The organism is Jannaschia donghaensis (assembly GCF_001403795.1).
GTDB lineage: Bacteria > Pseudomonadota > Alphaproteobacteria > Rhodobacterales > Rhodobacteraceae > Jannaschia > Jannaschia donghaensis.
Map to the genome: position 1 here is coordinate 1 of NZ_CXSU01000012.1, position 21139 is coordinate 21139.

The following is a 21139-nucleotide window of genomic DNA, read 5'->3' on the forward strand; positions in this document are numbered from 1 at the left end:
CTTTGTCCGGGCCCTGTTCCGTAAGACGACCTGAAAGAGCGGACGAATGGCCGATCCGTGCTCAAAGCCAGCTAACGCAACAGTCCCGGTTATTGAGATAGTGGTGGCGGTGCAGGGACTTGAACCCCGGACACGCGGATTATGATTCCGCTGCTCTAACCAACTGAGCTACACCGCCATCGCGCGCCGGATACGGCCATGGGGCCGAGGCGTCAAGACCGTCCGCACGGCTTTTCTTCCGGCGCGCCCCGTGGCAGCGTTTCGCCCGGAGGTGTCGCCATGAAAGACCAGTCCGATCCGGCCACGACGCAGGGGGCCCTTGCCGACCTGCGCGCCCTTCTGGGCGACGACCATGTGCTGACGGGATCGGACACCGACCGCTTCGCCCGCGACTGGACGGGCAAGTGGCGCGCCGATCCGCTGGCGGTCGTGCGCCCCGCGGGGACCGCGCAGGTGGCGCAGGTGGTGAAGATCGCCGCGCGCGCCGATCTTGCCATCGTGCCGGTGGGCGGCAACACCGGCCTTGTGGGCGGCACGGCGAACACAGGCGCGCTGATGGTGTCGCTGGAACGGATGACCGCCATCCGCGATCTGCGCCCGCAGGCCGGCGTCATGGTGGTCGAGGCGGGGGTGATCCTGGCCGACATCCACGCCGCCGCAGAGGCGCATGACCTGATGTTTCCGCTGACCTTCGGGGCGCGCGGCTCGGCCCGCGTGGGCGGGTTCCTGTCGACCAACGCGGGCGGGTCCAACGTCGTGCGCTACGGCCCCACGCGCGGATTGGTGCTGGGGCTGGAGGTCGTGCTGGCCGACGGCCGCATCCTCGATCTGATGAGCGAGCTGCGCAAAGACAACTCCGGCCTGGATCTGCGCGATCTGTTCATCGGGGGCGAAGGCACGTTGGGCATCATCACCGCCGCCGTCCTGCGCCTGTCGCCCAAGCCGCGCCATCACGCCGCCGCGCTGGTGGCGGTGCGCGACCTGCCCGCATCGCTCGCCCTGCTGCGCCGGTTGCAGGCGGCCAGCGACGGGGCCGTCGAAGCGTTCGAGTATATGCCGCGCAGCTATATGGTCGAACTGGCCAAGCACCGGCCCGATCTGCGACAGCCTTTCGCCCTCCACGACCACGCCGTGATGATCGACATGGGCGGCCTGTCACGCCCCCTGATCGAAACCTTGGAGGAGGCCCTGTCGGACGCGATGGACGCCGGGGAAGTTCTGGACGCGATGATCGCGCAAAACGACGCGCAGCGGCAGCACATCTGGGACATGCGCGAAGCCGCGGCCGAGATCACCTTCACCCGCCTGCCCATCGTCGACAACGACGTCGCCCTGCCGCTGGACCGGGTAGAGGCCTTCATCGACGACATGCACGCCCGGCTGACCGCCATCGATCCGGACGCCGACACCCTGATCGTATCGCATCTGGGCGACGGCAACGTGCATTTGACGGTCTATCCGACCGATGACAAACAGCTCGAGACCATCCGCGAAATGGTGGAGGACGTGACCGTGACCCTTGGCGGGTCGATCAGCGCGGAACACGGCATCGGCCTGTCGAAGCTGACCACGATGACCCGCCGCAAGGACCCGGTCGCCCTGGATGTCATGCGCGCCATCAAAACCGCCCTGGACCCCGACAACCGCATGAACCCCGGCAAGGTCATTCCCGAACGGTGAACGTCAGGGCAGGAACGTCAGCCCCAGCATCAGCACCGCGCCCGTCGCAATCAGGACCAGCACGCAGAACCCCATGATGTCGCGCGCATTCAGGCCCGCGACCGCCAGTGCGGGCAGGGCCCAGAACGGCTGGATCATGTTGGTCCAGGCATCGCCCCAGGCAATCGCCATCAGGACGCGGGCCTTGTCCGCGCCCAGCACGTCTGCCGCCGGCATGATGATCGGGCCCTGCACGGCCCATTGCCCGCCGCCCGACGGGACCAGCACATTGACGAACCCCGCCGACAAAAAGGCCAGCACCGGCAGGATCGTCGCATTGGCCCCGCCGACGAACAGATCGGTCAGCGATGCGGCCAGGCCCGATCCGACCATCATGCCCATGACGCCGGCATAGAACGGAAACTGGATCAGGATGCCGCCCACCCCCTTCACCGCGTCGTCCACCGCGCGCAGGAAGTTGTGCGCCGACCCGTGCAGCAGCAAGCCCGCGAACAGGAACCCGAAGTTCACCGTATTCAACGTCAGCGCGAACTCCCCGCGCACGATCTGCAAGGCGACGAACGACAGGCCGAAGGCGCCCACCAGCCAGCCCAGCCACGGCGAATGCTCCAGCTTCGAGGCGGGCGTCGCCGGCGCGACCTCCGGGTGATCCTCGTCCCGGTCGTCCAGCTGGATGTCGCCGGCGCGCACCACTTTGCCGCCATGGTTCAGCATCATGCGGTTCAGGAACGGCAAGCCGCAAGCAATGGCGGTCAGAAGGATCAGGTTGAACGGCGCAAAGATCGTCTGGCTTGCCGGGATCAGCCCGATCTCGTCCTCCAGAAAATTGCCGGGCGTCGCCGCCGTCAGCGGGATCGAGCCCGAAAGACCGGCGTGCCAGATCACGAACCCGGAATATCCCGCCGCGATCAGAACGCGGTAATCCACCTCGGGCACCTCCCGCGCCAATCGCTTGGCGAAGAGCGCGCCGATCACCAGACCGAACCCCCAGTTCACGAACGACGCGGCCAGCGACACGAGCGTCACCAGAACGATCGCCTGGCCCGGCGTCGACGCGCGGCGCGCCAGCGACCCCAGGATCCGCCCGAACAGCGGGGTGGAGGCAAAGACGAACCCCGTCACAAGGACCAGTGCCATCTGCATCGCAAAGGTCAGAAGGTTCCAGAACCCGTCCCCGAAGTGACCCACCATCGCGGCAGGGGTCGCCCCCTCGACGACGATGCCGAGCGCGAAGACGAACAGCGTCAGCAGGATCACGATCACCAGGGGATCGGGCAGATACTTCTGAATGAACGAATCAAGCGCGCCTGTCAGGCGGCCGACGAAACCGGGGAGGATGTTTGCTGTGTCATGGGCGCGGACCTACGTTACCGCGCGCCCACGTCAACCGCCCGTCACTCCCGCGGGGCAAACTGCGTCGCCGCCAAACCCACGGCCATCATCGCCAGTCCGCCGACGCGCAGCGGCGAAAGCGCCACCTGCCGCGCCCCGAACAGGCCGAACTGATCGATCAGCGCGGCCGACGCCAGCTGACCCATCAATACGAAGAACACCGCGTTGCCGACGCCGAACACCGGCGCGATCCAGGTGATCGACAGCACGTAGAACGCGATCAGCGCGCCTGCGCCGAACAGATGCAGCGGTTGACCGGGCAGACGGGTCAGCGCGCCCGGTCCGGTCAGGACCATCGCAACCGCCGCACAAGCCAGCGCCACGACGAACAGCACGAACGCCGCCGCGGCGGGGCCGCCGATGTTGGCACCCAGCCGCGCGTTCAGCGCCGCCAGAACCGGAATGCCGAACCCCGCCGCCAGCATGATGGCCGCGTGATGCGTCACGCCAGGGCATCCGCATGGTCCACATGTTCCAGCCAGTGTCGCACGGCGCGCGTCGTCACCTCGGGCTGTTCCAGCGTCGGCAGGTGCCCCGCGCCCTCTACAACCACCAACTCCGACCCTTCGATCAGGCGGTGCATCGTTTCGTGTCGGTGCAGCGGGCAAAGCGTATCCTCGCGCCCGCACAGGATCAGCGATGGCACAGTCACGGACGCCAGCACGTCCTGCCGGTCGGCCCGCGTCTGCAGCGCCCGCGACTGGCGCACGAAGCTGACCGGACCCATGGTTTCGGCCATGGCCATGCAGGTGTCCAGGATCGCGCCCACATGCGGCCCGTCGGCCAGGTAGTTCGGCTTCATCTCCTCGCGCATCACCCGGCGCAGATCGCCGTCGCGCACCGCCTGGATCTGCGGCTCCCGCGCTTCGGCGATCTTGGGGTGTTCGGCCTTGGGGTTAGTGTCCATCAGGCACAGGCCGGCGATCCGCTCGGGCGCGATGGCCATCACCTCCATCGCGACGATCCCGCCCATGCTCAGACCCGCCAAGGCAAAGCGCGGGGGGGCCGCGTCCAGCACGATCCGGGCCAGCGCTTGGGTGGTATCGGCGGCGGCGATGGGGCTGACCATGACGGCGCGATCATGGATCGCCGCCAGCTGGGGGGCGAAAAGCCGCGCATCGCACATCATGCCCGGCAACAGCAGCAATGGTGTGGTCATGGTGTCCTCCGGGTCGGGTCCGACCCCGACTGTGACGCCGGTTCGCCCATCCCGCAACGGGGGCCTTTGCCGACATTCGCCCACGTGATACGTTTTCGCATCGTCCGTCGTTTTCGGGAGGAACGAATGACCGATTTCTTCATGCTCGCCGCCGCCGTCTTCGCAGCCGTCGTGGCCGTCCGCCTGCTTACCCTGCACTGGACGCGCGTGGACGACGACAGCCAGCCAGACACCGAAATCTGATCATCCCAGGTGCCGCGCCCCCCGCGCGCGGGCCAGGCCGATTTGCTTCATCCGTTCGCGGAACCGCGCGCGGTCGCCGTTGTCGAACTGGGAAACGCAGCGGTGACATTGCACGCCCGCTTCGTATTCCGGTCGCCCCGTGTCATCCGCGGCCAGCGGGCGGCGGCAGGCGTGGCACAGCACGTGGTCCCCGGGCACCAGGCCATGGCCCACGCTGACGCGGTCGTCGAAGACGAAGCAGGCCCCTTGCCACAGGCTCTCGCCTTCCGGCACGTCCTCCAGGTATTTCAGGATGCCACCCTGAAGGTGCACCACGTCCTCCACCCCCTGCTGGCGCAGATAGGCGGTCGATTTCTCGCACCGGATCCCCCCGGTGCAGAACATCGCGATCCGCTTGCCCGCCAATCGGTCCGCATTTTGCGCCCACCACACCGGAAACTCTCCGAAGGCCTGCGTCTGCGGATCAACGGCACCGTGAAACGTGCCGATCGCCACTTCGTAATCGTTGCGCGTGTCGATCACGACCGTCTCCGGGTCCGCGACCACCGCGTTCCAATCCTGCGGTGTCACGTATCGACCGGTGCCCGCGCGCGGGTCGATATCGGGCTGCCCCATCGTCACGATCTCGCGCTTGAGGCGCACTTTCATCTTGCCGAACGGCATCTCTTGGGCTGGCGCATACTTCGGTTCCAGATCGGCGCAGTCGGGCAGGGCGCGCAGATGGGCCACGACCGCCGCGATCCCGGCCCGTGGCCCCGCGATCGTCCCGTTGATCCCTTCGGGGGCCAGCAGGATCGTCCCCGCGACCCCCCGTGCCAGACACAGGTCCAGCAGCGGCACGCGCAGGGCGGCGGGGTCGGGAAGCGGCGTGAACCGATAGAAGGCGGCGACGGTGAACATGGGGCAGGGGCATAAGCCGTTGCCCCCGCCGCCTCAAGCGATAGGGTTCGACGGAGAGGAGACGCCAATGACCGCAGCCCTGATCGTGATCGACGTGCAGACCGGCTTCTGCCCCGGCGGCACCCTGGCCGTGCCGGACGGCGACGCGATCGTGCCCGGCATCAACGCCCGGATGGACGCCTTCGACCATGTGATCCTGACGCAGGACTGGCACCCCGCGGGCCATTCCAGTTTCGCGTCCAGCCACGCCGGCAAATCTCCCTACGATGTGATCGAAATGCCTTATGGCCCGCAGGTCCTGTGGCCCGACCACTGCATTCAGGGCACGGCGGACGCCGCGTTCCACCGCAACCTGAACGCTGACCGCGCCCGCGCCATCGTGCGCAAGGGGATGAATCGGTCCGTCGACAGTTATTCCGCGTTCTTCGAAAATGACCACGCGACGCCCACCGGCCTCGATGGTCTGCTACGCACGCTGGGCGTGACCGATCTGACGCTGGTCGGACTTGCGCTGGATTTCTGCGTCAATTTCTCGGCCGTGGATGCCGCAAAACTGGGTTACGTGGTAACGGTGGAGCAGGCGCTGACCCGCGCCATCGACCTGGGTGGCAGCCTCGATGCGGCCCGCACCGGGATGGTCGCCGCTGGCGTCACACTGGTCTGATCGGCGGAATATCGCGGGATTCGCTCCGCCATCTACGGAAATCGGGTCTTTCGGCTAAGCCATTGATCTGACGTCGGGGCGGGGTTGTCGTGGTCGGATCGCCATCTTAATGGATCGCACCGAAACATCACAAATCAGGCCAAAACCGTCGCTTTTTGGCCGCGTGGGAAAGATTCCGCCTAGGAATTGGGCGTCTTCCGCCGCAGCATAGACGCATAAAATAATAATCGGGGACCAAGGATATGTCGAACATCGAACCACCGCTTACGGATCTGTCGATCCGGACGACGGAGGGGGGCTTCTACAACGGCTTCGCCACTTCCGTCGCGGTCCCGGCCAAGATCATCATCAGCATCCTGTGCGTCTGGGCGATTTTCTGGCCGGTGCAATCCGGAACCGTTCTGAACGGTTGGAACCAATTCATCCTGGGCAACTTTGCCGCCTGGTACATCTGGGTCGTCGCTTTCTTCATCATCGTCTGCCTGGGCCTCGCGGTTTGGCCGACGGCCGGCAAGATGAACCTCGGCCTTGAGGGCGAGAAACCGGAGTTCGATAATTTTTCGTGGTTTTCCATGATGTTCGGTGCCGGTATCGGCGTCGGCATGCTGACCTGGGCCGTCGCTGAACCGATTTCTCATTTTCAAAACAACCCATCGGTCATCCAGGGCATCACCGGTGCCGGGGCGGAAGATAACATCCTGACTGCCTACAAGTGGTCGTATATGCACTGGGGTCTGTCGGCCTGGTCGACCTATGCCATCTGCGGCCTGTCGCTGGCCTTCTTCAGCTATCGGCGGGGCCTGCCCCTGACGATCCGCTCCGCGCTCACCCCGCTGTTCGGACGTGCACTGGCGGGGACGCTGGGCCATGTCATCGACATCGTCGCCGTCGTCGCCACGATCCTGGGCGTGGCGCAGACGCTGGGCTTCGGCGTCGATCAATTCGCGGCCGGTCTCACGCGAATCGGCGTCGGCGGCCTGTCCTACGGTCCGGACGCGGTGAACGACGCGGGCGAAAGCATCGCCGGTACCGTCACGACCTTCGGCATCATCGTGGCCCTTCTGGTCATCATGGGCGCATCGACGCTGTCCGCGCTGTCGGGCGTGGGCAAGGGCATCAAGTGGCTGTCGAACATCAACATGATCCTGTCGATCGTGCTTCTGGGGTTCTTCATCATATTCGGGGCGACGTTCTTCGGCTTCTACGCCTTCTTCGTGGGCATCTGGGAATACGTGATCGCCCTGCCGGGGATGAGCGTCAACGTCTGGAAATCCGACGGCGTCGACGGGTCCCAAGCCTTCCTGCTGTCGCAGTGGCAAGGCTGGTGGCCGGTGTTCTACTGGGCTTGGTGGATCGCCTTCGCGCCCTTCGTGGGCCTGTTCCTGGCGCGCATCTCGCGCGGTCGGACGATCCGCGAATTCGTGCTGGGCGCGATGATCGTGCCGGCGCTGATGTGCTTCGTCTGGTTCGCGTGGGCCGGCGGCACCGCCATCGACCTGGAACTCAACGGCGACGCGAACGGCGTGATCTTCGACGCGGGCAACGGCGACAAGATCTTCGCCATGACCGCCTTCATGCTGGAGCCGATTTCGCAGCTTCTGTCCTGGGGCATGGCCGTGATGATCGTCGTCCTTTTGATGACGTTCCTCGTGACCTCCGCCGACTCCGCGGTGCTGATCGTCAACACGATCAACGCGGCGGGCGACGAAGGGCCCAAGGCGCGCCCGCACATCATCTTCTGGGGCGTCGCCTTGGGCACGGTGGTGGCGGGGCTGCTGATCTCGGGGGGGACCTCGGCGATCCAGACGGCCATGGTCATCGGCGCGCTGCCGTTCTCGATCGTGATGGTCCTGATGTGCATCTCGCTCATCAAGGCGATCTACAACGACGGGCGCCGCGAAAAGGCCGGCGTGCCCACCACCTTCGACGAGATTCCGGGCGCCACCGCGCCCGATATCCCGAACGCGCCCGGCCTCCAGCCCGGCGAATAAGCCGCGCGATGATCCGACAGGGGGGGGCTGCGCACGCGGCCCCCTTCTTCGTTCCCGCTTCCCCTCCGACCGCGCCTTTGCTCTAACGACCTGCGGAGGGCCTGCCCATGAACGACATCGCCACGCGCGTCTGGAACCACAAATGGAAGATCGACCCGATCGTCCGGTCCCTGATCGACACCGACTTCTATAAACTGCTGATGTGTCAGTCCGTCTTCCGCAATCACCCGACCACGCAGGTGCGCTTCTCGCTCATCAACCGCTCCACCCACATTCCGCTGGCCGACCTCATCGACGAGGGCGAGCTGCGCGAACAACTCGACCACGTGCGCACCCTGTCGCTCACCCGCGGCGAATCCACTTGGCTGCGCGGCAACACCTTCTACGGCAAACGCCAGATGTTTCGCCCCGACTTCATGGAATGGTTCGAAGGCCTGCGCCTGCCCCCCTACGATCTCCAACGCGTCGGCGATCAATACGAACTCACCTTCGAAGGCACCTGGCCCGAAGTCATGCTGTGGGAAATTCCCGCCCTCGCCATCCTCATGGAACTGCGCTCCCGCGCGGTCCTGCGCGACATGGGCCGGTTCGAGCTTCAGGTCCTCTACGCCCGCGCCATGACCCGCGTGTGGGAAAAGGTCGAACGCCTGCGTCCGCTCGAAAACCTGCGCCTGGCCGACTTCGGCACCCGGCGCCGCCACTCCTTCCTCTGGCAGGACTGGTGCGTGCAGGCCCTGCGGGAGGGGCTGGGCGAGAACTTCGCGGGCACCTCCAACTGCCTCATCGCCAAGAACCGCGACCTGGAGGCGATCGGCACCAACGCCCACGAACTCCCCATGGTCTACGCCGCCCTGGCCGACGGCGACGCCGCGCTGGCGCAGGCCCCCTACACCGTGCTGGCCGACTGGCAGGAGGAGCATGACGGCAACCTGCGCATCATCCTGCCCGACACCTATGGGACGCAGGGCTTCCTCGACAACGCGCCCGACTGGCTGGCCGGGTGGACGGGCATCCGCGTCGATTCCGGCGACCCGGCGGCGGGGGCGGAAACCGCGATCCGCTGGTGGAAAGCACGGGGGGAGGATCCGACGACCAAACTCATCATCTTCTCCGACGGGCTGGACGTCGAAAAGATCGCCGAACTCCACACGCAGTTTGCGGGCCGCGTCCGCACGTCCTTCGGCTGGGGCACGCTTTTGACGAACGACTTCCGGGGGTTGGTGGCGGACGACGCGCTGGCTCCGTTTTCGCTAGTGTGCAAAGCTGTGGAGGCCGACGGCCGCGCGACGGTCAAACTGTCGGACAATCCGCGGAAGGCCATGGGGCCGGAGGACGAGCTCGCCCGGTACAAGCGAGTGTTCGGGGTGGGCGAGCAAGTTGGGGTTGAGGTGGTGGTTTAGTGCCCAATCTTCGAAGGCTCAATGATGCCGATGGAAGAGCCTGTTTCACAAATCAGAAGTTTATTTACTACGCCGCGAGTTTTCTGCTCTATTTTTATCTTTAAATTTGCTAAATTTGGCTTTTGTAATTTCGGATTTTTCTTGGGGTCGTATGGTTCTATGTGCGCTACGAAGCGAAACTCACTGCATTTAAGCGCCGCCGCTGAATATATTTTTTCGTCGTCATCCTTTGAATTTAGTTTTGCCGCCTGCAGTAGCGCTAAAGAGTCACGAAATTTTTTAGCGAATGTTAATGCAATTTCTTCTATCATCGGTGATGCATCTAACCGATAGTCCTTGCATTCAATCAGCCAGCAGGTGTGTCCTTTGACTGCGATAAAATCAACAGCACGAGACCCACCCGCCACAGATTGAAAGTTTTTTTTGTGGAAATTCCAATCATCTAACTTATTTACCCAGTCCACATCGGTGAACTTATAATTAAAACTTCCTTCCTTCAAGGTAACGTCAGTCATCAAGATCTCAAAAATATATCGGCTTGAGAAATTTCTTCGTCAAGCGCAACGATCGGTTCAATATCATATAGATAACCTCCTTCTGATAGTGAATTGTCTTCTCCAGAAATCTTCTCAATTGAGAAAAATCTTACCAATTTCTCGCGGCTTGAATCCTCTCTCTGCAAAATCTCAATCTCCTTTAGTAAAATAAGGGAGTGACTTGCAATAAATATCTGGATTCCCTCCTCAGCCAATTTCATGATAGTCCTAGCTAATACTCTGATAAGTTTTGGATTCAAGTTTGTTTCCGGCTCATCCCAAAATAAATATCCGTGCTCCAAAAGGACCCCGGCGCTAATCATTCTAGCGAGCATTGCAAACTTTCTAAGACCCTCGGCGACTAGCGGCATCTCCATTCTGCCAGCGGGACTGCGCAAATAGAATCGACCAGTGCGCTGATCGACCTCGACTTTGCCGTCCATCGCCACCTCAATAGGTTCAAGAAGCTCTCTTACCCTCTCTTCCTTCGGTCCGCGGATAGCAGGAGCATTAAGGAGGCTAACTGTATCACGCCAAATCTCTTCGAATTCCAAATGATAGGAGTCATATAGCGATCCAAACCAGCCGCTAAGTGTAATTAATTCGCGAGTCGGAAAAAAAACAGGGAGTTTATCAAGCGGGATCGAGTGCGCTTTATCAATTACAACTTGCGTTGACGCCCGAGTTGCAAAAGATATCCTGAGATTAAGTTTCCCGTTGCTGAATTTGAGGCCAATCTCGGCCTTTCCGGTCCCTTGCCGACGCTTCACCAATCGCCCGAGGGTTTCAGGTCGTAGGTTTGCGACTAGTCGATCCGCGAATTGCTTCTCAAGTACCGAAAGTGGTGGTATTTCATTCGCCCTAGCGATGTGCGATTTCGTCGTTGCTTGAACTTTCATCAGCGAGTAAATCGCCTTCAGTACATGAGATTTTCCCGAACCATTTTCACCTACGATGATGTTCACGCCAGGCGAGAAATGGAAATCTGTACTAGGAACAGACGTAAAGTTCTTAAAGCGGGCGGATTTTAAGGGCACTTCGGACCTACTTTTTACGGAGTTTTAAGCGATTAGTATTCTGGGAGCAACAGATTGACCTACACATCCTATCGGCGATCGAATTTGTTACTGTTCCGCAACGCCTTGACCTCCCCCCGCTTCTTCTTCGCCTCCACCCGCTTGCGCTTCTGGTTGAGCGACACCTTCGTCTTCACCCGCCGTTTCGGCACCACAGTCGCCCGGACCAACTCCACCAGCCACGCCCGCGCGACCTTCGGCCAGCACCCATCGCGGCCCACCCCAAACAAAAAGGCCCGACGCTCGCGCGCCGGGCCCTTCCGATGACATCCCGAACAATCAGTCCGTGTGTTCGGGCAGGTTCTTCAGCTGGTCCTTGGTCATCGTCGTCGTCGCATGGGCGGTGCCGCTCTCGTCGCGCATGAAGTTCAGGCTCGACAGGGGCAGGGCAACGGTCTTGGCGCCGATCCCGAGGAACCCGCCGACGTCGAGCACGACCTGTGCGTTGGGCGGGGTGCCGTGGAGGTGGGAAATGTCGCCGATGTTCTCATCTCCGGGCCCGTAGACGTTGGCCCCCTTGAGGTTCTGCGCCGTCAGTTCGGCGTCCGTCATCGGGATGTGTTTGGAATGGTCCATGAAAATATCCTTTCAAAAGCGTTTCGCTTCACAGGGTTAACAAGGACGTGGCATCGAAGGTTCCCGGCTTGTTCTTGCCAGAGCGGAATTCCGCGCGCTCAGCCTGGATCGACCGGGCCGCGCAGGGCCTTGACCGTGCTGCGCTGCCGCTTGGCCTCCACCCGCTTTCGCTTCTGGTTGAGCGACACCTTCGTCTTCACCCGCCGTTTCGGCACCACCGTCGCCGCCCGCACCAGCTCCGCCAGACGCTCCCGCGCGATCTCCCGGTTGCGGGCCTGCGAGCGTTCTTCGGAGACCTGGAGCACCACCGCCCCCTCCTTCGTCCACCGCCGTCCCGCCAGCCGCCGCAACCGCGCCTTGACCGGGCCGGGCAGGTTGGGCGACCGCTCCGCCTCGAACCGCAACTCGACCGCCGACGACACCTTGTTGACGTTCTGCCCGCCGGGGCCCGACGCGCGCACGAAACTCTCGGTGATTTCCCAGTCCTGAATTTCGATTTTGGGGGTCACGGTCAGCGGCATGGCCAAGATCCTGCTTTCAAACGATATCCGCTCTATATCACCCGTAGATCACCCGTGCATCACCCGCGGATCCGCCACACATTTTTCAGGGTTTTCCCACGAAGAAGCCCGCCCCGTGCAACCGGGGCGGGCTTCCGAAAGTATCAGGAGGTGTGGTCGGTTAGACGCATCAACCCCAACGGATCAAGTGCTTAGGGGTTGCCCTAGACACGCTCCCCCGAAATTGTCCCGACCATCTTCTCCACTATCTTTCTTGACACTGGATCACCTCCTTTCAATGAGTTGCACTGGCTGGAGATTGGCACACATCTGGCGCCCGTCAACCCCCCTTACGCAACCCTTTGTGCAAAATTCCGCGTGATGACACGGAAGGGCACCAAGGCCAGCAAGGCAATGCCGATCTTCACCCCCCAATCCGCCAACGCCAACCCGACCCAAAGCGGCCCCACCGCCGTCGCATCCTGCGCCCAGGACACGTCGCCCCAAGCGGTTGGAAAGGCGAGGAAACCGGCGAACGCGATCGTGAAGAACAGCGCCGTGTCCACGATCGACCCCAGCACCGAAGACGTCAGCGGCGCCACCCACCAGTCACGATTGCGGAGCTTGGAAAAGATCGCAAGGTCAAGCAGTTGCGCCACCAGAAACGCCGTACCGGACGCCAGCGCGATGCGCAGTGTGACCAGCGGCCCGAACTCCCCCATGATCTGCGTCCCCACCAGCGAACACAGCAGCCCGACGGCAAACCCGAATAGCACCACTTTGCGCGCCGTGTCGGACCCATACAGACGGTTCGTGACGTCCGTGACTAGGAAGGCCAGCGGATAGGTGAACGCCCCCCAAGTCAGCCAGCCATCGGCGATGAGGAATTGAACGCCGATGTTGGACGCGACGACGATGGCGGCCATCGCAAGGATGGCGGGAAGAATGTTCATCAGGTTAACCCGTTTTGACATGGTGGTCGGAGACATGGCCCAGCAAGAAGCAAGGCGGCAGATGCGGGCGTTTAGCCCCGCGCGTCCCATGGCGCAAGGGTATCGCTGCGAAACGCCTCGGGGATGGCGTCGCGTTCGTCCAGCATCAGGTCCGCCATCGTCTCGGCGATCTTGGGGGCCACGCCGAACCCGATCTTGAAGCCGCCGTTGGCGATGAAATGCCCCGGACGGTTCGGCCAGGCCCCCATCAGCGGCGCGCGGGATCGGGCGCGCGGACGTATGCCGGCCCACCGCTGCAGGACGGGTCCATCGGCCAGGGCCGGGACGGCAGTGCGTGCGCGGATCAGAATATCATCGAGCAATTCGTCCGGACCGGCATCGTCGAAATCACGCTCGGATGTCGACCCGATGGCGACGGTCCCGTCGGCGTGCGGCACGATGTGCAAGCCGTCGGCATAGAGTTGCGGCATGTCGCGGCGGTCAAGGTCCAGAAGGGCGGCCTGACCCTTGACGCCGTTGCCTGCGGCCCGCCCGCGATCGTCCTGCATCGCGGCCAGACCCTGCCATCCCGTGGCGTGCAGAACCTGACCTTCGGGGGTCGCCTGCGCGTCGATCGTTCCGCCCAATGCAACGATCGCAGCCGCCAGCGCGTCGCAGGCGCGGCGGGGGTGGATACGGGCCGACAGCGTGTCCCGGATGACCAGCGGCGTTCCGGGGGTCCAGCCGCCGGGCGCTTTCTCCACCGTCCAGATGGCACGACCCTGCCAAAGCGACGCGGCACCGGCGGCGCGTTCGACGGCGCGGATCTGCGCGGCATCGTCGGGAATGGGTTGCAGGCGGCCGGTCCGGGCATATCCGGGATCACCGCCGCCGATCTGCGCGACCGCATGCCACCAGTCTTCAGCCATCAGCAGACTGTCGAGTTGGAAGGCCTTCTTGTCGTTCCACTGCTCGGGGACATGGGGCGCCAGGGCTCCGACGATGCCGCCCGACGCCCCCGCGCCGACGCCGGCGGGATCGACGACGCGCACGCGCGCCCCGCGCCGGGCCAGCGCAAAGGCGCAGCCCAGTCCGAACACGCCGGCCCCCAAGATGGTTACGTCGATTGCCAAGGCCGCGCCTTTCCTATCCTGTCGCGGCTGATCCATAGGGCAGACGATGCGCCACGAAAACCTCCCTCCTGACCTCGACTGGCGCGACGGCACCCCGGTCGCGACCCGTTTCGACGATCCGTATTTCAGCATGGGCAATGGGCCGGAGGAGACGCGGCATACCTTCCTGGGCGGCAACGACCTGCCGGGGCGGATGACCGACGGGTTTCATATCGCGGAGCTGGGCTTCGGCACTGGTCTCAACGCGCTGGTGACGGCGGCGGCCTGGCGGGGCACGGGACGGCTGCGCTTCACGTCTTTCGAAGCCTATCCGATGGCCCGCGCCGATATGGCCCGCGCGCTCTCCGCGTTTCCGGACATCGACGCGGGCCCATTGCTTGAGAAATGGCCCGCCACGCAAATCACCCTTCCGACGATGGATGTGAACATCGTCTTGGGCGACGTGCGCCAGACCCTGCCGATTTGGACGGGCCGTGCCGATGCATGGTTCCTCGATGGTTTCTCTCCGGCGAAGAACCCGCAGATGTGGAATGCGGACCTGATGACACAGGTGGCACGCCACACCGCGCCGGGCGGCACCTTCGCGACCTATACCGCCGCCGGTCACGTGCGGCAGGCGCTGACGGTGGCGGGCTTCGACGTCGACCGGGTGCCGGGCTATGGGCGCAAACGACACATGAGCCGGGGCGTGCTGCGATGACCGGCGATCGTCTTGGCATCTGGCTGATGGTCGCGACGACCTTCATCTTCGCCGTGCAGGACGGATTCTCGCGGCATCTGGCCGGGGAATACAACGTCCTGATGGTGGTGATGATCCGCTATTGGTTCTTCGCCGCCTTCGTGATTGCCATCGCGCGGCGCAAGGCGGGGGGGCTGCGCGCGGCGGCGGCCACATCGCAGCCTTGGGTGCAGGGATTTCGCGGCCTTCTGTTGGCGGCCGAAATTTGCGTGATGGTGGGCGGTTTCGTCCTGCTCGGTCTGGTTGAAAGTCATGCGATCTTCGCTGTCTATCCCCTGCTGGTGGCGATGCTGTCCGGGCCCGTTCTGGGCGAACGGGTCGGTTGGCGGCGGTGGGTGGCGATCGCGGTCGGGTTCATCGGGGTTCTGGTGATCCTGCAACCGGGCGCTGGCGTGTTTTCACCCCAAGCGCTGATCCCGCTGACGGCGGCGCTGATGTTCGCGCTCTATGGGTTGCTGACGCGCTACGTCGCGCGGCGCGACACGACGGCAACCAGCTTCTTCTGGACGGGCACGGTCGGCGCGGTGGCGATTACCCTGGTGGGGATCTGGTTCTGGGAGCCGATGACCCTGCCGGACTGGGGCTGGATGGCCGCGTTGTGCGTGTCGGGCGCGGCGGGACACTGGCTCCTGATCCGCTGCTACGAAGTGGCGGAGGCCAGCGTGGTGCAGCCCTTCGCCTATCTGCAACTGGTGTTCGCCTCGCTGATCGGGATCACGATCTTCGACGAGGTGTTGGAGATGCACGTCCTGCTGGGCGCGGGGATCGTGCTGTCGGCCGGGCTTTTCACGCTGTGGCGGGCGCGGGTGGCAGGCTAGCCGCCGTTGCCGGGCACCAGATCGCCGTAGCCGGTCTTCAGCCAGTCCAGAAGCCGAACTTCGCCGACCTCTCCGGTCAAACGGGCGTTATAGGGCAGCAGGCTTTCGGACACGCGCATGATGTAATTCCGCGTCTCGGAAAACGGGACATCCTCGATCCAGTCGACGATGTCGACGCTTTCGTCCGACGGGTTACCGAACGCCCCGGACCAGCGCCGCGCGCGGCTTGGCCCGGCGTTATAGGCGGCGGGCACCAAAACGGGGGAGTACCCGAATTCCTGTTCCAGCTCGCCCAGATAGGTCGTGCCCAACCGCGCATTGTAGAGCGGGTCTGTGGTCAATGCCGACTGGCGATACGGCATGCGGATCAGGTTCGACATTTCCCGCGCGGTGCCGGGCATCAGCTGCATCAGCCCCGCGGCCCCCGCGCCCGAGACGACGACCGGATCGAATTCCGATTCGCGCCGCGCGATGGCGAGGGCAAGTTCGGGGGCGACGGGGCTGTCGAGCGTCGCAAGCTCGGTGATCGGAAAATAACCGCGATGCAGTTCGTGCCCCGCCCGCGCGGCGCGCTTGGCGATCAGCAGCGCGATATGTGGATCCTCCAGATCGTCCAGCGTCAGGTCGATCAGGCTGCCGACTTCGGCGCGTGGCAAGATCTCGGCCAGATGGCTCAGGAATCGTTCGGCCAGGTTGCGCTCGTCGATGGCATTCAAGAGCCGCGCCGCCCGCACGACCGTACCGTCGGCAAAGCTGGTTTCGCCGGCGTCCGGGAAAACCTCGTTGCCCGCCAGCAGGGGGTCGGCGGGCAGCTCGCCGCGTTGGGCGGCCAACTGACCGTAGAAGCTGGTCTGGTATTTTCCGCCAAGGCGGTAGGCCCGCGCCGCATCCTCGGGCTGACCCGCCGCCTCCAGCGCGCGGCCCAGCCAGTATCCCGCCCGCCCCTTCGATATCGGAGAGAGCACATTGGCGTCGAACGTGCGGAAATGCGCGGCGGCGTCTTCGGCGCGATCCAGGAACCGCAGCGCGACATAGCCGGCCAGCCATTCGTTGCCCGCAATGTCGCCGTCGCCGTTCGGCAGGTGGTGATTGGCCGCGACGCGGTATGCATCCTCGGGGCGGCCATCCTGCATCAGCCCGCGGGCCAACCGCTCCCGGTGCTGACCCCAGGCGGCCGGGTCGCCCAGCGTGTCGGCGCTTTCGTCGTAGGCATACAGAAGCTCCAGCGCTTCCTCGGTGCGGCCCTTGTTCAAACGCCAGCGGAACCGCTCGTAGGCCAAACCGGGGTGGGCGCGCAGGTCCTCGGGCACGGATTCGATGAAGATATCGACACCGGGACGATCGTCACGCAGCGCGATCCGCGCCGCCGCCAGCAGCGCTTCTGGACCGTCGACGCGGGTCAGCGTGCGATCCGCAGATTGAATGTCGCCCGACCAGATCATCGCATCCAGACGCGCCGGATCGAAGGGGCGCAGGATGTCGCCAAAAACCTCCAGGAAGCCATCTTCCGACGATGCGGGCATCGGCTTGGTCAGCCAGGCGTCGATTGCCGTGATCTCGGCCTCGGCCAGATCGCCCAACGTGCGGTGCGCAATGGCCAGCATCAGCGCGCCCCGCGACGTGCGCGGCGGATCTTCGGCAAAGAACGCCACGATGTCCGCGGGCGGCAGGATGAACGGCATGTCCAGTTCGGTGCGCGCCCGCAGCAAGGGCAGGCCCGGCCAGTCGGGGTTGCGCGCCAGGAAATCCGACGCCTCCCGGAAGGTGCCCTTTCGGTCGCGCAAAAGGTGCCAGAGCAGGATATCGGCGACCACCGGATCGCGCGCGATCGCCATGGCCGAGCGCGTCGCGTCTTCGTCTCCCGATCGGACGGCCCGCAGACCGTCGATCAGGGCAGGGGTGGCACGGGCCGTGGCGGCCAGGGACAGGGCAAGCAGCAGCGCTGCGGCAAACACTCGAAACATCATTCTTCGCATATAGGGCGGCCATCCGCGAATGACGACTAACGCTTATGCGATCTATCACGAACCATCGGCTTGTGGGGCCAAGCCGCCGCGGATAGGTTCCGCGCGACGTCTCGACAGCCCGCGACAGAAGGATGCGATCATGTTCAAAGGTTCGATGCCCGCACTGGTCACGCCCTTCAAGGACGGGGCCGTCGACTTCGACGCGCTGGACGATCTTGTCGATTGGCAGATCGCCGAAGGATCGCACGGTCTGGTTCCCGTGGGCACGACAGGCGAAAGCCCGACCCTGACCCATGAGGAGCACGAGGCCGTCATCGCCGCCGTCGTCCGACGCGCCGCCGGACGGGTCAAGGTCATCGCCGGGGCCGGGTCCAACAACACCGCCGAAGCGCTGCGCCTGGTGCAATTCGCCAAGGATGCCGGCGCCGATGGCGCGCTGGTCGTCACGCCGTATTACAACAAGCCGACGCAGGCGGGGCTGATCGCGCATTTCACCGCCTTGGCCGACGTCGGCATCCCGATCATCATCTACAACATTCCCGGCCGGTCGGTCGTGGACATGACCCCCGCCACGATGGGGGAGCTTGCAAAGCTGCCCATGATCGTGGGCGTCAAGGATGCGACCGGCGATCTGGCCCGCGTGTCCGCGCAGCGCATGACCTGCGGCAAGGATTTCGTGCAACTGTCCGGAGAGGATGGCACGGCCCACGGATTCAACGCGCAAGGCGGGGTCGGGTGCATTTCGGTCACCTGCAACGTCGCGCCCAAGATGCTGTCGGACATGCAGGAGGCGACGCTGGCGGGCGATTACGCGACCGCGCTGGACATTCAGGACCGGTTGATGCCGCTGCACCACGCGATCTTTGCCGAACCCGGCGTCGTCGGGGCCAAGACCGCGCTTGCGATGCTGGGCAAATGCTCGGACGAGGTGCGCCTGCCGATCACACCCGCCACCGAAGACACGCGCGCCCGGATCGGCTATGCGCTGCGCCACGCCGGCCTTTTGAATTGAGCGATACCGCCCCGGGTCTGCCCCGGGGTCTGGTCCCCGTCCTGTCGGCGGCGAACTTCGTGGTCGGCATGGGTGCATTCGTGATCGTCGGGATGCTGGGACCATTGTCCCGCGACTTGGCCATGACACCATCGCAGGCAGGTTGGGTCCTGACGAGCTATGCGATCGCCTACGCCCTGTTGTCGCCGATCCTGGTCTCGGGGACCGGGCGCTTCGGTCGTCGTCGCGTCATGGCGATCGGCATGACTGTCTTCGGGTTGGGGGCAGTGGCGTCGGCCCTGGCCCCGACACCGGGATGGCTTTTCGCGGCGCGGGTGCTGGCCGCGGCGGGGGCCGGTATGACCACGCCGGTCGGTGCGGCCGTCGCGGCCGGCCTGGCCCCGCCGCAGGATCGCGGCAAGGTGCTGGCGCAGGTGTTTCTGGGTCTGACGTTGGCGGGCGTCTTCGGCGTGCCTGCGGGAACCTGGGTCGCGTACACCTACGGTTGGCGCGCTGCTTTTGGCATCGTCGCGGTCCTGGCCGGTGTCAGCGCGGCGGTCCTGTGGGTGCGCGTGCCGGCCGGCCTGTCGTTCCAACCTGTCCGCCTGTCCGATCTGGGGTCGGTCCTGCGCAACGGTCGGCTGATGCTGGCCATCGGATTTACGGCCATGTTCCTGGGGGCCATCTATGTCCCGTTTACCTATCTCGCCCCTTTGCTCGAAGCGCGAATGGGCCTTGGCCGCGACGGGGTAACGGCCGCATTGGTAGTGTGTGGCCTGGGGGCGGTGACGGGAAACCTTGCGTTTGGTTGGCTGTCGGACCGGCTGGGCCCGTTCCGCACGCTGGTGGCGTTGGCCTGCGGTCAGGTGGCGATCATGCCGCTGCTGTCGCTTCTTCCGTTCCCGCTGGGGCTGGCCATGGCGCTATTCTTCGTGTGGAACGCCGTCGGTTTCGGCTTCAACGCCGCTCAGCAGTTGCGGCTCGTGACGATGGCGGGGGTGCAGGCCCCGGTCGCGCTGGCGCTGAATGCGGCGTGCATCTACGTCGGGGCGGCGGTCGGCTCGGTCATCGGCGGACAGGTCGTGGCGACCGCCGGATTGGGGGCCCTCGGCCTCGCCGGCGGGGGGACCGCCCTCATCGCGGTCGGTGCGATCATCCTGTCGAACCGCCTGTCGCCCGTGGACAGCGGGCCATCGCGTCCTTAAGTGGCAGCCATGGCCAAGGACGACAAAGACAAGAACTACAAAGTCATCGCCGAGAACCGGCGGGCGCGGTACGATTACGCGATCGAGGACGACCTCGAATGCGGCATCATGCTGGAGGGGTCGGAGGTCAAAAGCCTGCGACAAGGTGGCGCGAATGTCGCCGAGAGTTACGCCGAAGTGAAGGACGGGGAACTGTGGCTGGTGAACGGCTACATCGCCCCGTATTCCCAAGCCAAGACCTTCGGTCACGAGGAGCGTCGCCGCCGCAAGCTTCTGGTGTCCCGCAAGGAGATGTCGCGCCTGTGGAATGCAACCGCACGAGAGGGTTACACCATCGTGCCGCTGGTGATGTACTTCAATCACCGCGGGATGGTGAAGCTCAAGATCGGGGTCGGCAAGGGCAAGAAGAACCATGACAAACGCGAAGCGTCGGCCAAGCGCGATTGGCAGCGCCAGAAGTCGCGATTGATGAAGGACCACGGCTGAGGCCCGCGTTTCCATGGACCTTGCGGCGGCGCTTCGCGTTGGGATCGGACATCAAAACGACCCGAGGCTCCCATGACCGGAGACGACGTACCCCGTTTCACCGACGCGAGCTTTGCTTTCTTCAAAGATCTTGCGGCGAACAACCGGACCGATTGGTTCGATGCGCATCGCTCGGATTTCGATGAAAGCGTCGACGCGCCGTTCCAGGCCGTGCTCGTCGCGTTAAGCGACCGGCTGGCGTACGTGCCGGTGTCCCTGCGCGGCTCCAAGGAGACGTGCTTTCGGATGCGCCGCGATGTGCGGTTCACGCAAGACAAGACGCCCTATGTCCTCAATCGGTCGGCCCTTTTGACGCGGTCGGGGCGCAAGACCGAAGCCGGGCCCGTCTTCTATCTGCAATTCGCGTCGGGCGGCGGTATGATGTTCTGCGGGTTCCACGCGCTTGACACCGCCAGCCTGAATCCGATGCGCCGCCGCATCGTCGAGCGCGCGGACAGCTTTGACGACGCGCTGGTCGTCTTGGGCGACGCCGGCTTCAGCCTGACGCGGGAAGATCAGCTGAGCACGATGCCCAGCGGGTTCGAGGCCGAAAAGGATCATCGCCACGCCGATATCCTGAAGCTGAAGACGCTGGGGGTCCGGCAAGTTCTGCCCCGAACCGCCTGGACATCCGGCGATGTGGTCGGCCGGGCCGAAACGATGGCCAAGGCGACCATGCCGCTTCTGGCGTTTTTCGACTGACGGCAGGGTT

Annotated in this window: 22 protein-coding genes and 1 tRNA gene; 11 read left to right on the plus strand and 12 right to left on the minus strand. The window is 64.3% G+C overall.

What is annotated here, in order from left to right; genetic code table 11:
- Positions 1-101: 101 nt before the first annotated feature.
- Positions 102-178, minus strand: a tRNA-Met gene (locus tag JDO7802_RS09140).
- A 101-nt stretch (positions 179-279) separates the two neighbouring features.
- On the opposite strand from JDO7802_RS09140, the gene JDO7802_RS09145 reads away from it, so the two are divergent.
- Complete coding sequence (locus tag JDO7802_RS09145; RefSeq protein WP_055084879.1) at positions 280-1680, plus strand: FAD-binding oxidoreductase; 1401 nt, start codon at positions 280-282, stop codon at positions 1678-1680.
- A 3-nt stretch (positions 1681-1683) separates the two neighbouring features.
- Here JDO7802_RS09145 and JDO7802_RS09150 read toward each other — a convergent pair whose 3' ends face one another.
- From JDO7802_RS09150 to trhO, 4 genes are all read right to left on the minus strand, one after another.
- On the minus strand, positions 1684-3018 hold the full coding sequence (locus tag JDO7802_RS09150) for a short-chain fatty acid transporter (protein ID WP_306455372.1): 1335 nt from the start codon (positions 3016-3018) through the stop codon (positions 1684-1686).
- Positions 3019-3074: 56 nt separating this feature from the next.
- Complete coding sequence (locus JDO7802_RS09155) at positions 3075-3518, minus strand: DMT family transporter (protein ID WP_083481116.1); 444 nt, start codon at positions 3516-3518, stop codon at positions 3075-3077.
- Positions 3515-4231 (minus strand): alpha/beta fold hydrolase, encoded by a 717-nt coding sequence (locus JDO7802_RS09160; protein ID WP_055084883.1) that lies wholly within the window; start codon positions 4229-4231, stop codon positions 3515-3517. The genes JDO7802_RS09155 and JDO7802_RS09160 overlap by 4 nt, the downstream gene beginning before the upstream one ends.
- A 243-nt stretch (positions 4232-4474) precedes the next feature.
- The gene (trhO, locus tag JDO7802_RS09165; RefSeq protein ID WP_055084885.1) at positions 4475-5374 is read right to left on the minus strand and encodes an oxygen-dependent tRNA uridine(34) hydroxylase TrhO; all 900 of its coding nucleotides are present in this window, start codon (positions 5372-5374) and stop codon (positions 4475-4477) included.
- A gap of 67 nt (positions 5375-5441) precedes the next feature.
- Between trhO and pncA the strand changes: the two genes are divergently transcribed.
- The 3 genes from pncA to pncB all read left to right on the plus strand — a co-directional run bounded on the left by pncA (position 5442) and on the right by pncB (position 9429).
- A complete protein-coding gene (gene pncA / locus JDO7802_RS09170; protein WP_055084887.1) occupies positions 5442-6038 on the plus strand; it encodes a bifunctional nicotinamidase/pyrazinamidase in 597 nt (198 codons plus the stop codon).
- A gap of 242 nt (positions 6039-6280) precedes the next feature.
- Complete coding sequence (locus JDO7802_RS09175; protein ID WP_055084889.1) at positions 6281-8029, plus strand: BCCT family transporter; 1749 nt, start codon at positions 6281-6283, stop codon at positions 8027-8029.
- Positions 8030-8136: 107 nt separating this feature from the next.
- The gene (pncB, locus tag JDO7802_RS09180; protein ID WP_055084891.1) at positions 8137-9429 is read left to right on the plus strand and encodes a nicotinate phosphoribosyltransferase; all 1293 of its coding nucleotides are present in this window, start codon (positions 8137-8139) and stop codon (positions 9427-9429) included.
- Here pncB and JDO7802_RS17960 read toward each other — a convergent pair.
- Both JDO7802_RS17960 and JDO7802_RS09185 read right to left on the minus strand, forming a co-directional pair.
- On the minus strand, positions 9426-9944 hold the full coding sequence (locus tag JDO7802_RS17960) for a cysteine--tRNA ligase (protein ID WP_144430582.1): 519 nt from the start codon (positions 9942-9944) through the stop codon (positions 9426-9428). The genes pncB and JDO7802_RS17960 overlap by 4 nt on opposite strands.
- Positions 9944-11002, minus strand: a complete 1059-nt coding sequence (locus JDO7802_RS09185) for an AAA family ATPase (protein ID WP_055084893.1) — start codon at positions 11000-11002, stop codon at positions 9944-9946. Before JDO7802_RS09185 ends, JDO7802_RS17960 begins: the two co-directional genes overlap by 1 nt.
- Positions 11003-11056: 54 nt before the next feature.
- On the opposite strand from JDO7802_RS09185, the gene JDO7802_RS18930 reads away from it, so the two are divergent.
- Positions 11057-11308, plus strand: a complete 252-nt coding sequence (locus JDO7802_RS18930; RefSeq protein WP_187298119.1) for a hypothetical protein — start codon at positions 11057-11059, stop codon at positions 11306-11308.
- A gap of 12 nt (positions 11309-11320) precedes the next feature.
- Here the strand turns inward: JDO7802_RS18930 and JDO7802_RS09195 are convergent, their stop codons facing one another.
- The 4 genes from JDO7802_RS09195 to JDO7802_RS09210 form a co-directional block, all read right to left on the minus strand.
- Complete coding sequence (locus tag JDO7802_RS09195; protein ID WP_055084896.1) at positions 11321-11617, minus strand: PRC-barrel domain-containing protein; 297 nt, start codon at positions 11615-11617, stop codon at positions 11321-11323.
- Positions 11618-11715: 98 nt separating this feature from the next.
- The gene (gene arfB / locus JDO7802_RS09200) at positions 11716-12138 is read right to left on the minus strand and encodes an alternative ribosome rescue aminoacyl-tRNA hydrolase ArfB (protein ID WP_055084898.1); all 423 of its coding nucleotides are present in this window, start codon (positions 12136-12138) and stop codon (positions 11716-11718) included.
- A 329-nt stretch (positions 12139-12467) separates the two neighbouring features.
- Positions 12468-13070 carry a queuosine precursor transporter gene (locus JDO7802_RS09205; RefSeq protein ID WP_144430583.1) on the minus strand — a complete coding sequence of 201 codons (603 nt, stop codon included), beginning with the start codon at positions 13068-13070 and terminating at the stop codon, positions 12468-12470.
- Between the two features lie 71 nt (positions 13071-13141).
- The gene (locus tag JDO7802_RS09210) at positions 13142-14176 is read right to left on the minus strand and encodes an NAD(P)/FAD-dependent oxidoreductase (RefSeq protein WP_438501646.1); all 1035 of its coding nucleotides are present in this window, start codon (positions 14174-14176) and stop codon (positions 13142-13144) included.
- A gap of 52 nt (positions 14177-14228) precedes the next feature.
- On the opposite strand from JDO7802_RS09210, the gene mnmC2 reads away from it, so the two are divergent.
- Together mnmC2 and JDO7802_RS09220 are read left to right on the plus strand one after the other, a co-directional pair.
- Complete coding sequence (gene mnmC2 / locus JDO7802_RS09215; protein WP_055084903.1) at positions 14229-14882, plus strand: tRNA (5-methylaminomethyl-2-thiouridine)(34)-methyltransferase MnmC2; 654 nt, start codon at positions 14229-14231, stop codon at positions 14880-14882.
- A complete protein-coding gene (locus JDO7802_RS09220) occupies positions 14879-15739 on the plus strand; it encodes a DMT family transporter (protein WP_055084905.1) in 861 nt (286 codons plus the stop codon). Before mnmC2 ends, JDO7802_RS09220 begins: the two co-directional genes overlap by 4 nt.
- Here JDO7802_RS09220 and JDO7802_RS09225 read toward each other — a convergent pair.
- Positions 15736-17706, minus strand: coding sequence for a transglycosylase SLT domain-containing protein (locus tag JDO7802_RS09225; protein WP_187298120.1), 1971 nt, complete (start codon positions 17704-17706; stop codon positions 15736-15738). The two genes, JDO7802_RS09220 and JDO7802_RS09225, sit on opposite strands and share 4 nt — an antisense overlap.
- 139 nt (positions 17707-17845) lie before the next feature.
- Between JDO7802_RS09225 and dapA the strand changes: the two genes are divergently transcribed.
- The 4 genes from dapA to JDO7802_RS09245 all read left to right on the plus strand — a co-directional run bounded on the left by dapA (position 17846) and on the right by JDO7802_RS09245 (position 21129).
- Positions 17846-18718: a 4-hydroxy-tetrahydrodipicolinate synthase gene (gene dapA / locus JDO7802_RS09230; RefSeq protein WP_055084909.1), complete on the plus strand. Its 873-nt coding sequence runs from the start codon at positions 17846-17848 to the stop codon at positions 18716-18718.
- A complete protein-coding gene (locus JDO7802_RS09235; RefSeq protein ID WP_055084911.1) occupies positions 18715-19902 on the plus strand; it encodes an MFS transporter in 1188 nt (395 codons plus the stop codon). Before dapA ends, JDO7802_RS09235 begins: the two co-directional genes overlap by 4 nt.
- Before the next feature lie 9 nt (positions 19903-19911).
- A complete protein-coding gene (gene smpB, locus JDO7802_RS09240; protein ID WP_055084913.1) occupies positions 19912-20388 on the plus strand; it encodes an SsrA-binding protein SmpB in 477 nt (158 codons plus the stop codon).
- Positions 20389-20460: 72 nt separating this feature from the next.
- Positions 20461-21129: a TIGR02453 family protein gene (locus JDO7802_RS09245; RefSeq protein ID WP_055084915.1), complete on the plus strand. Its 669-nt coding sequence runs from the start codon at positions 20461-20463 to the stop codon at positions 21127-21129.
- The last annotated feature ends 10 nt before the right edge of the window (positions 21130-21139 follow it).

Excerpts from the sequence above, each read along its gene's own strand:
- JDO7802_RS09145 (WP_055084879.1), top strand. The coding sequence starts at position 280 with ATGAAAGACCAGTCCGATCCGGCCACGACGCAGGGGGCCCTTGCCGAC.
- JDO7802_RS09160 (WP_055084883.1), bottom strand. The coding sequence starts at position 4,231 with ATGACCACACCATTGCTGCTGTTGCCGGGCATGATGTGCGATGCGCGG.
- trhO (WP_055084885.1), bottom strand. The coding sequence starts at position 5,374 with ATGTTCACCGTCGCCGCCTTCTATCGGTTCACGCCGCTTCCCGACCCC.
- pncA (WP_055084887.1), top strand. The coding sequence starts at position 5,442 with ATGACCGCAGCCCTGATCGTGATCGACGTGCAGACCGGCTTCTGCCCC.
- JDO7802_RS09175 (WP_055084889.1), top strand. The coding sequence starts at position 6,281 with ATGTCGAACATCGAACCACCGCTTACGGATCTGTCGATCCGGACGACG.
- pncB (WP_055084891.1), top strand. The coding sequence starts at position 8,137 with ATGAACGACATCGCCACGCGCGTCTGGAACCACAAATGGAAGATCGAC.
- JDO7802_RS17960 (WP_144430582.1), bottom strand. The coding sequence starts at position 9,944 with ATGACTGACGTTACCTTGAAGGAAGGAAGTTTTAATTATAAGTTCACC.
- JDO7802_RS09195 (WP_055084896.1), bottom strand. The coding sequence starts at position 11,617 with ATGGACCATTCCAAACACATCCCGATGACGGACGCCGAACTGACGGCG.
- arfB (WP_055084898.1), bottom strand. The coding sequence starts at position 12,138 with ATGCCGCTGACCGTGACCCCCAAAATCGAAATTCAGGACTGGGAAATC.
- JDO7802_RS09205 (WP_144430583.1), bottom strand. The coding sequence starts at position 13,070 with ATGAACATTCTTCCCGCCATCCTTGCGATGGCCGCCATCGTCGTCGCG.
- mnmC2 (WP_055084903.1), top strand. The coding sequence starts at position 14,229 with ATGCGCCACGAAAACCTCCCTCCTGACCTCGACTGGCGCGACGGCACC.
- JDO7802_RS09220 (WP_055084905.1), top strand. The coding sequence starts at position 14,879 with ATGACCGGCGATCGTCTTGGCATCTGGCTGATGGTCGCGACGACCTTC.
- JDO7802_RS09225 (WP_187298120.1), bottom strand. The coding sequence starts at position 17,706 with ATGATGTTTCGAGTGTTTGCCGCAGCGCTGCTGCTTGCCCTGTCCCTG.
- dapA (WP_055084909.1), top strand. The coding sequence starts at position 17,846 with ATGTTCAAAGGTTCGATGCCCGCACTGGTCACGCCCTTCAAGGACGGG.
- smpB (WP_055084913.1), top strand. The coding sequence starts at position 19,912 with ATGGCCAAGGACGACAAAGACAAGAACTACAAAGTCATCGCCGAGAAC.
- JDO7802_RS09245 (WP_055084915.1), top strand. The coding sequence starts at position 20,461 with ATGACCGGAGACGACGTACCCCGTTTCACCGACGCGAGCTTTGCTTTC.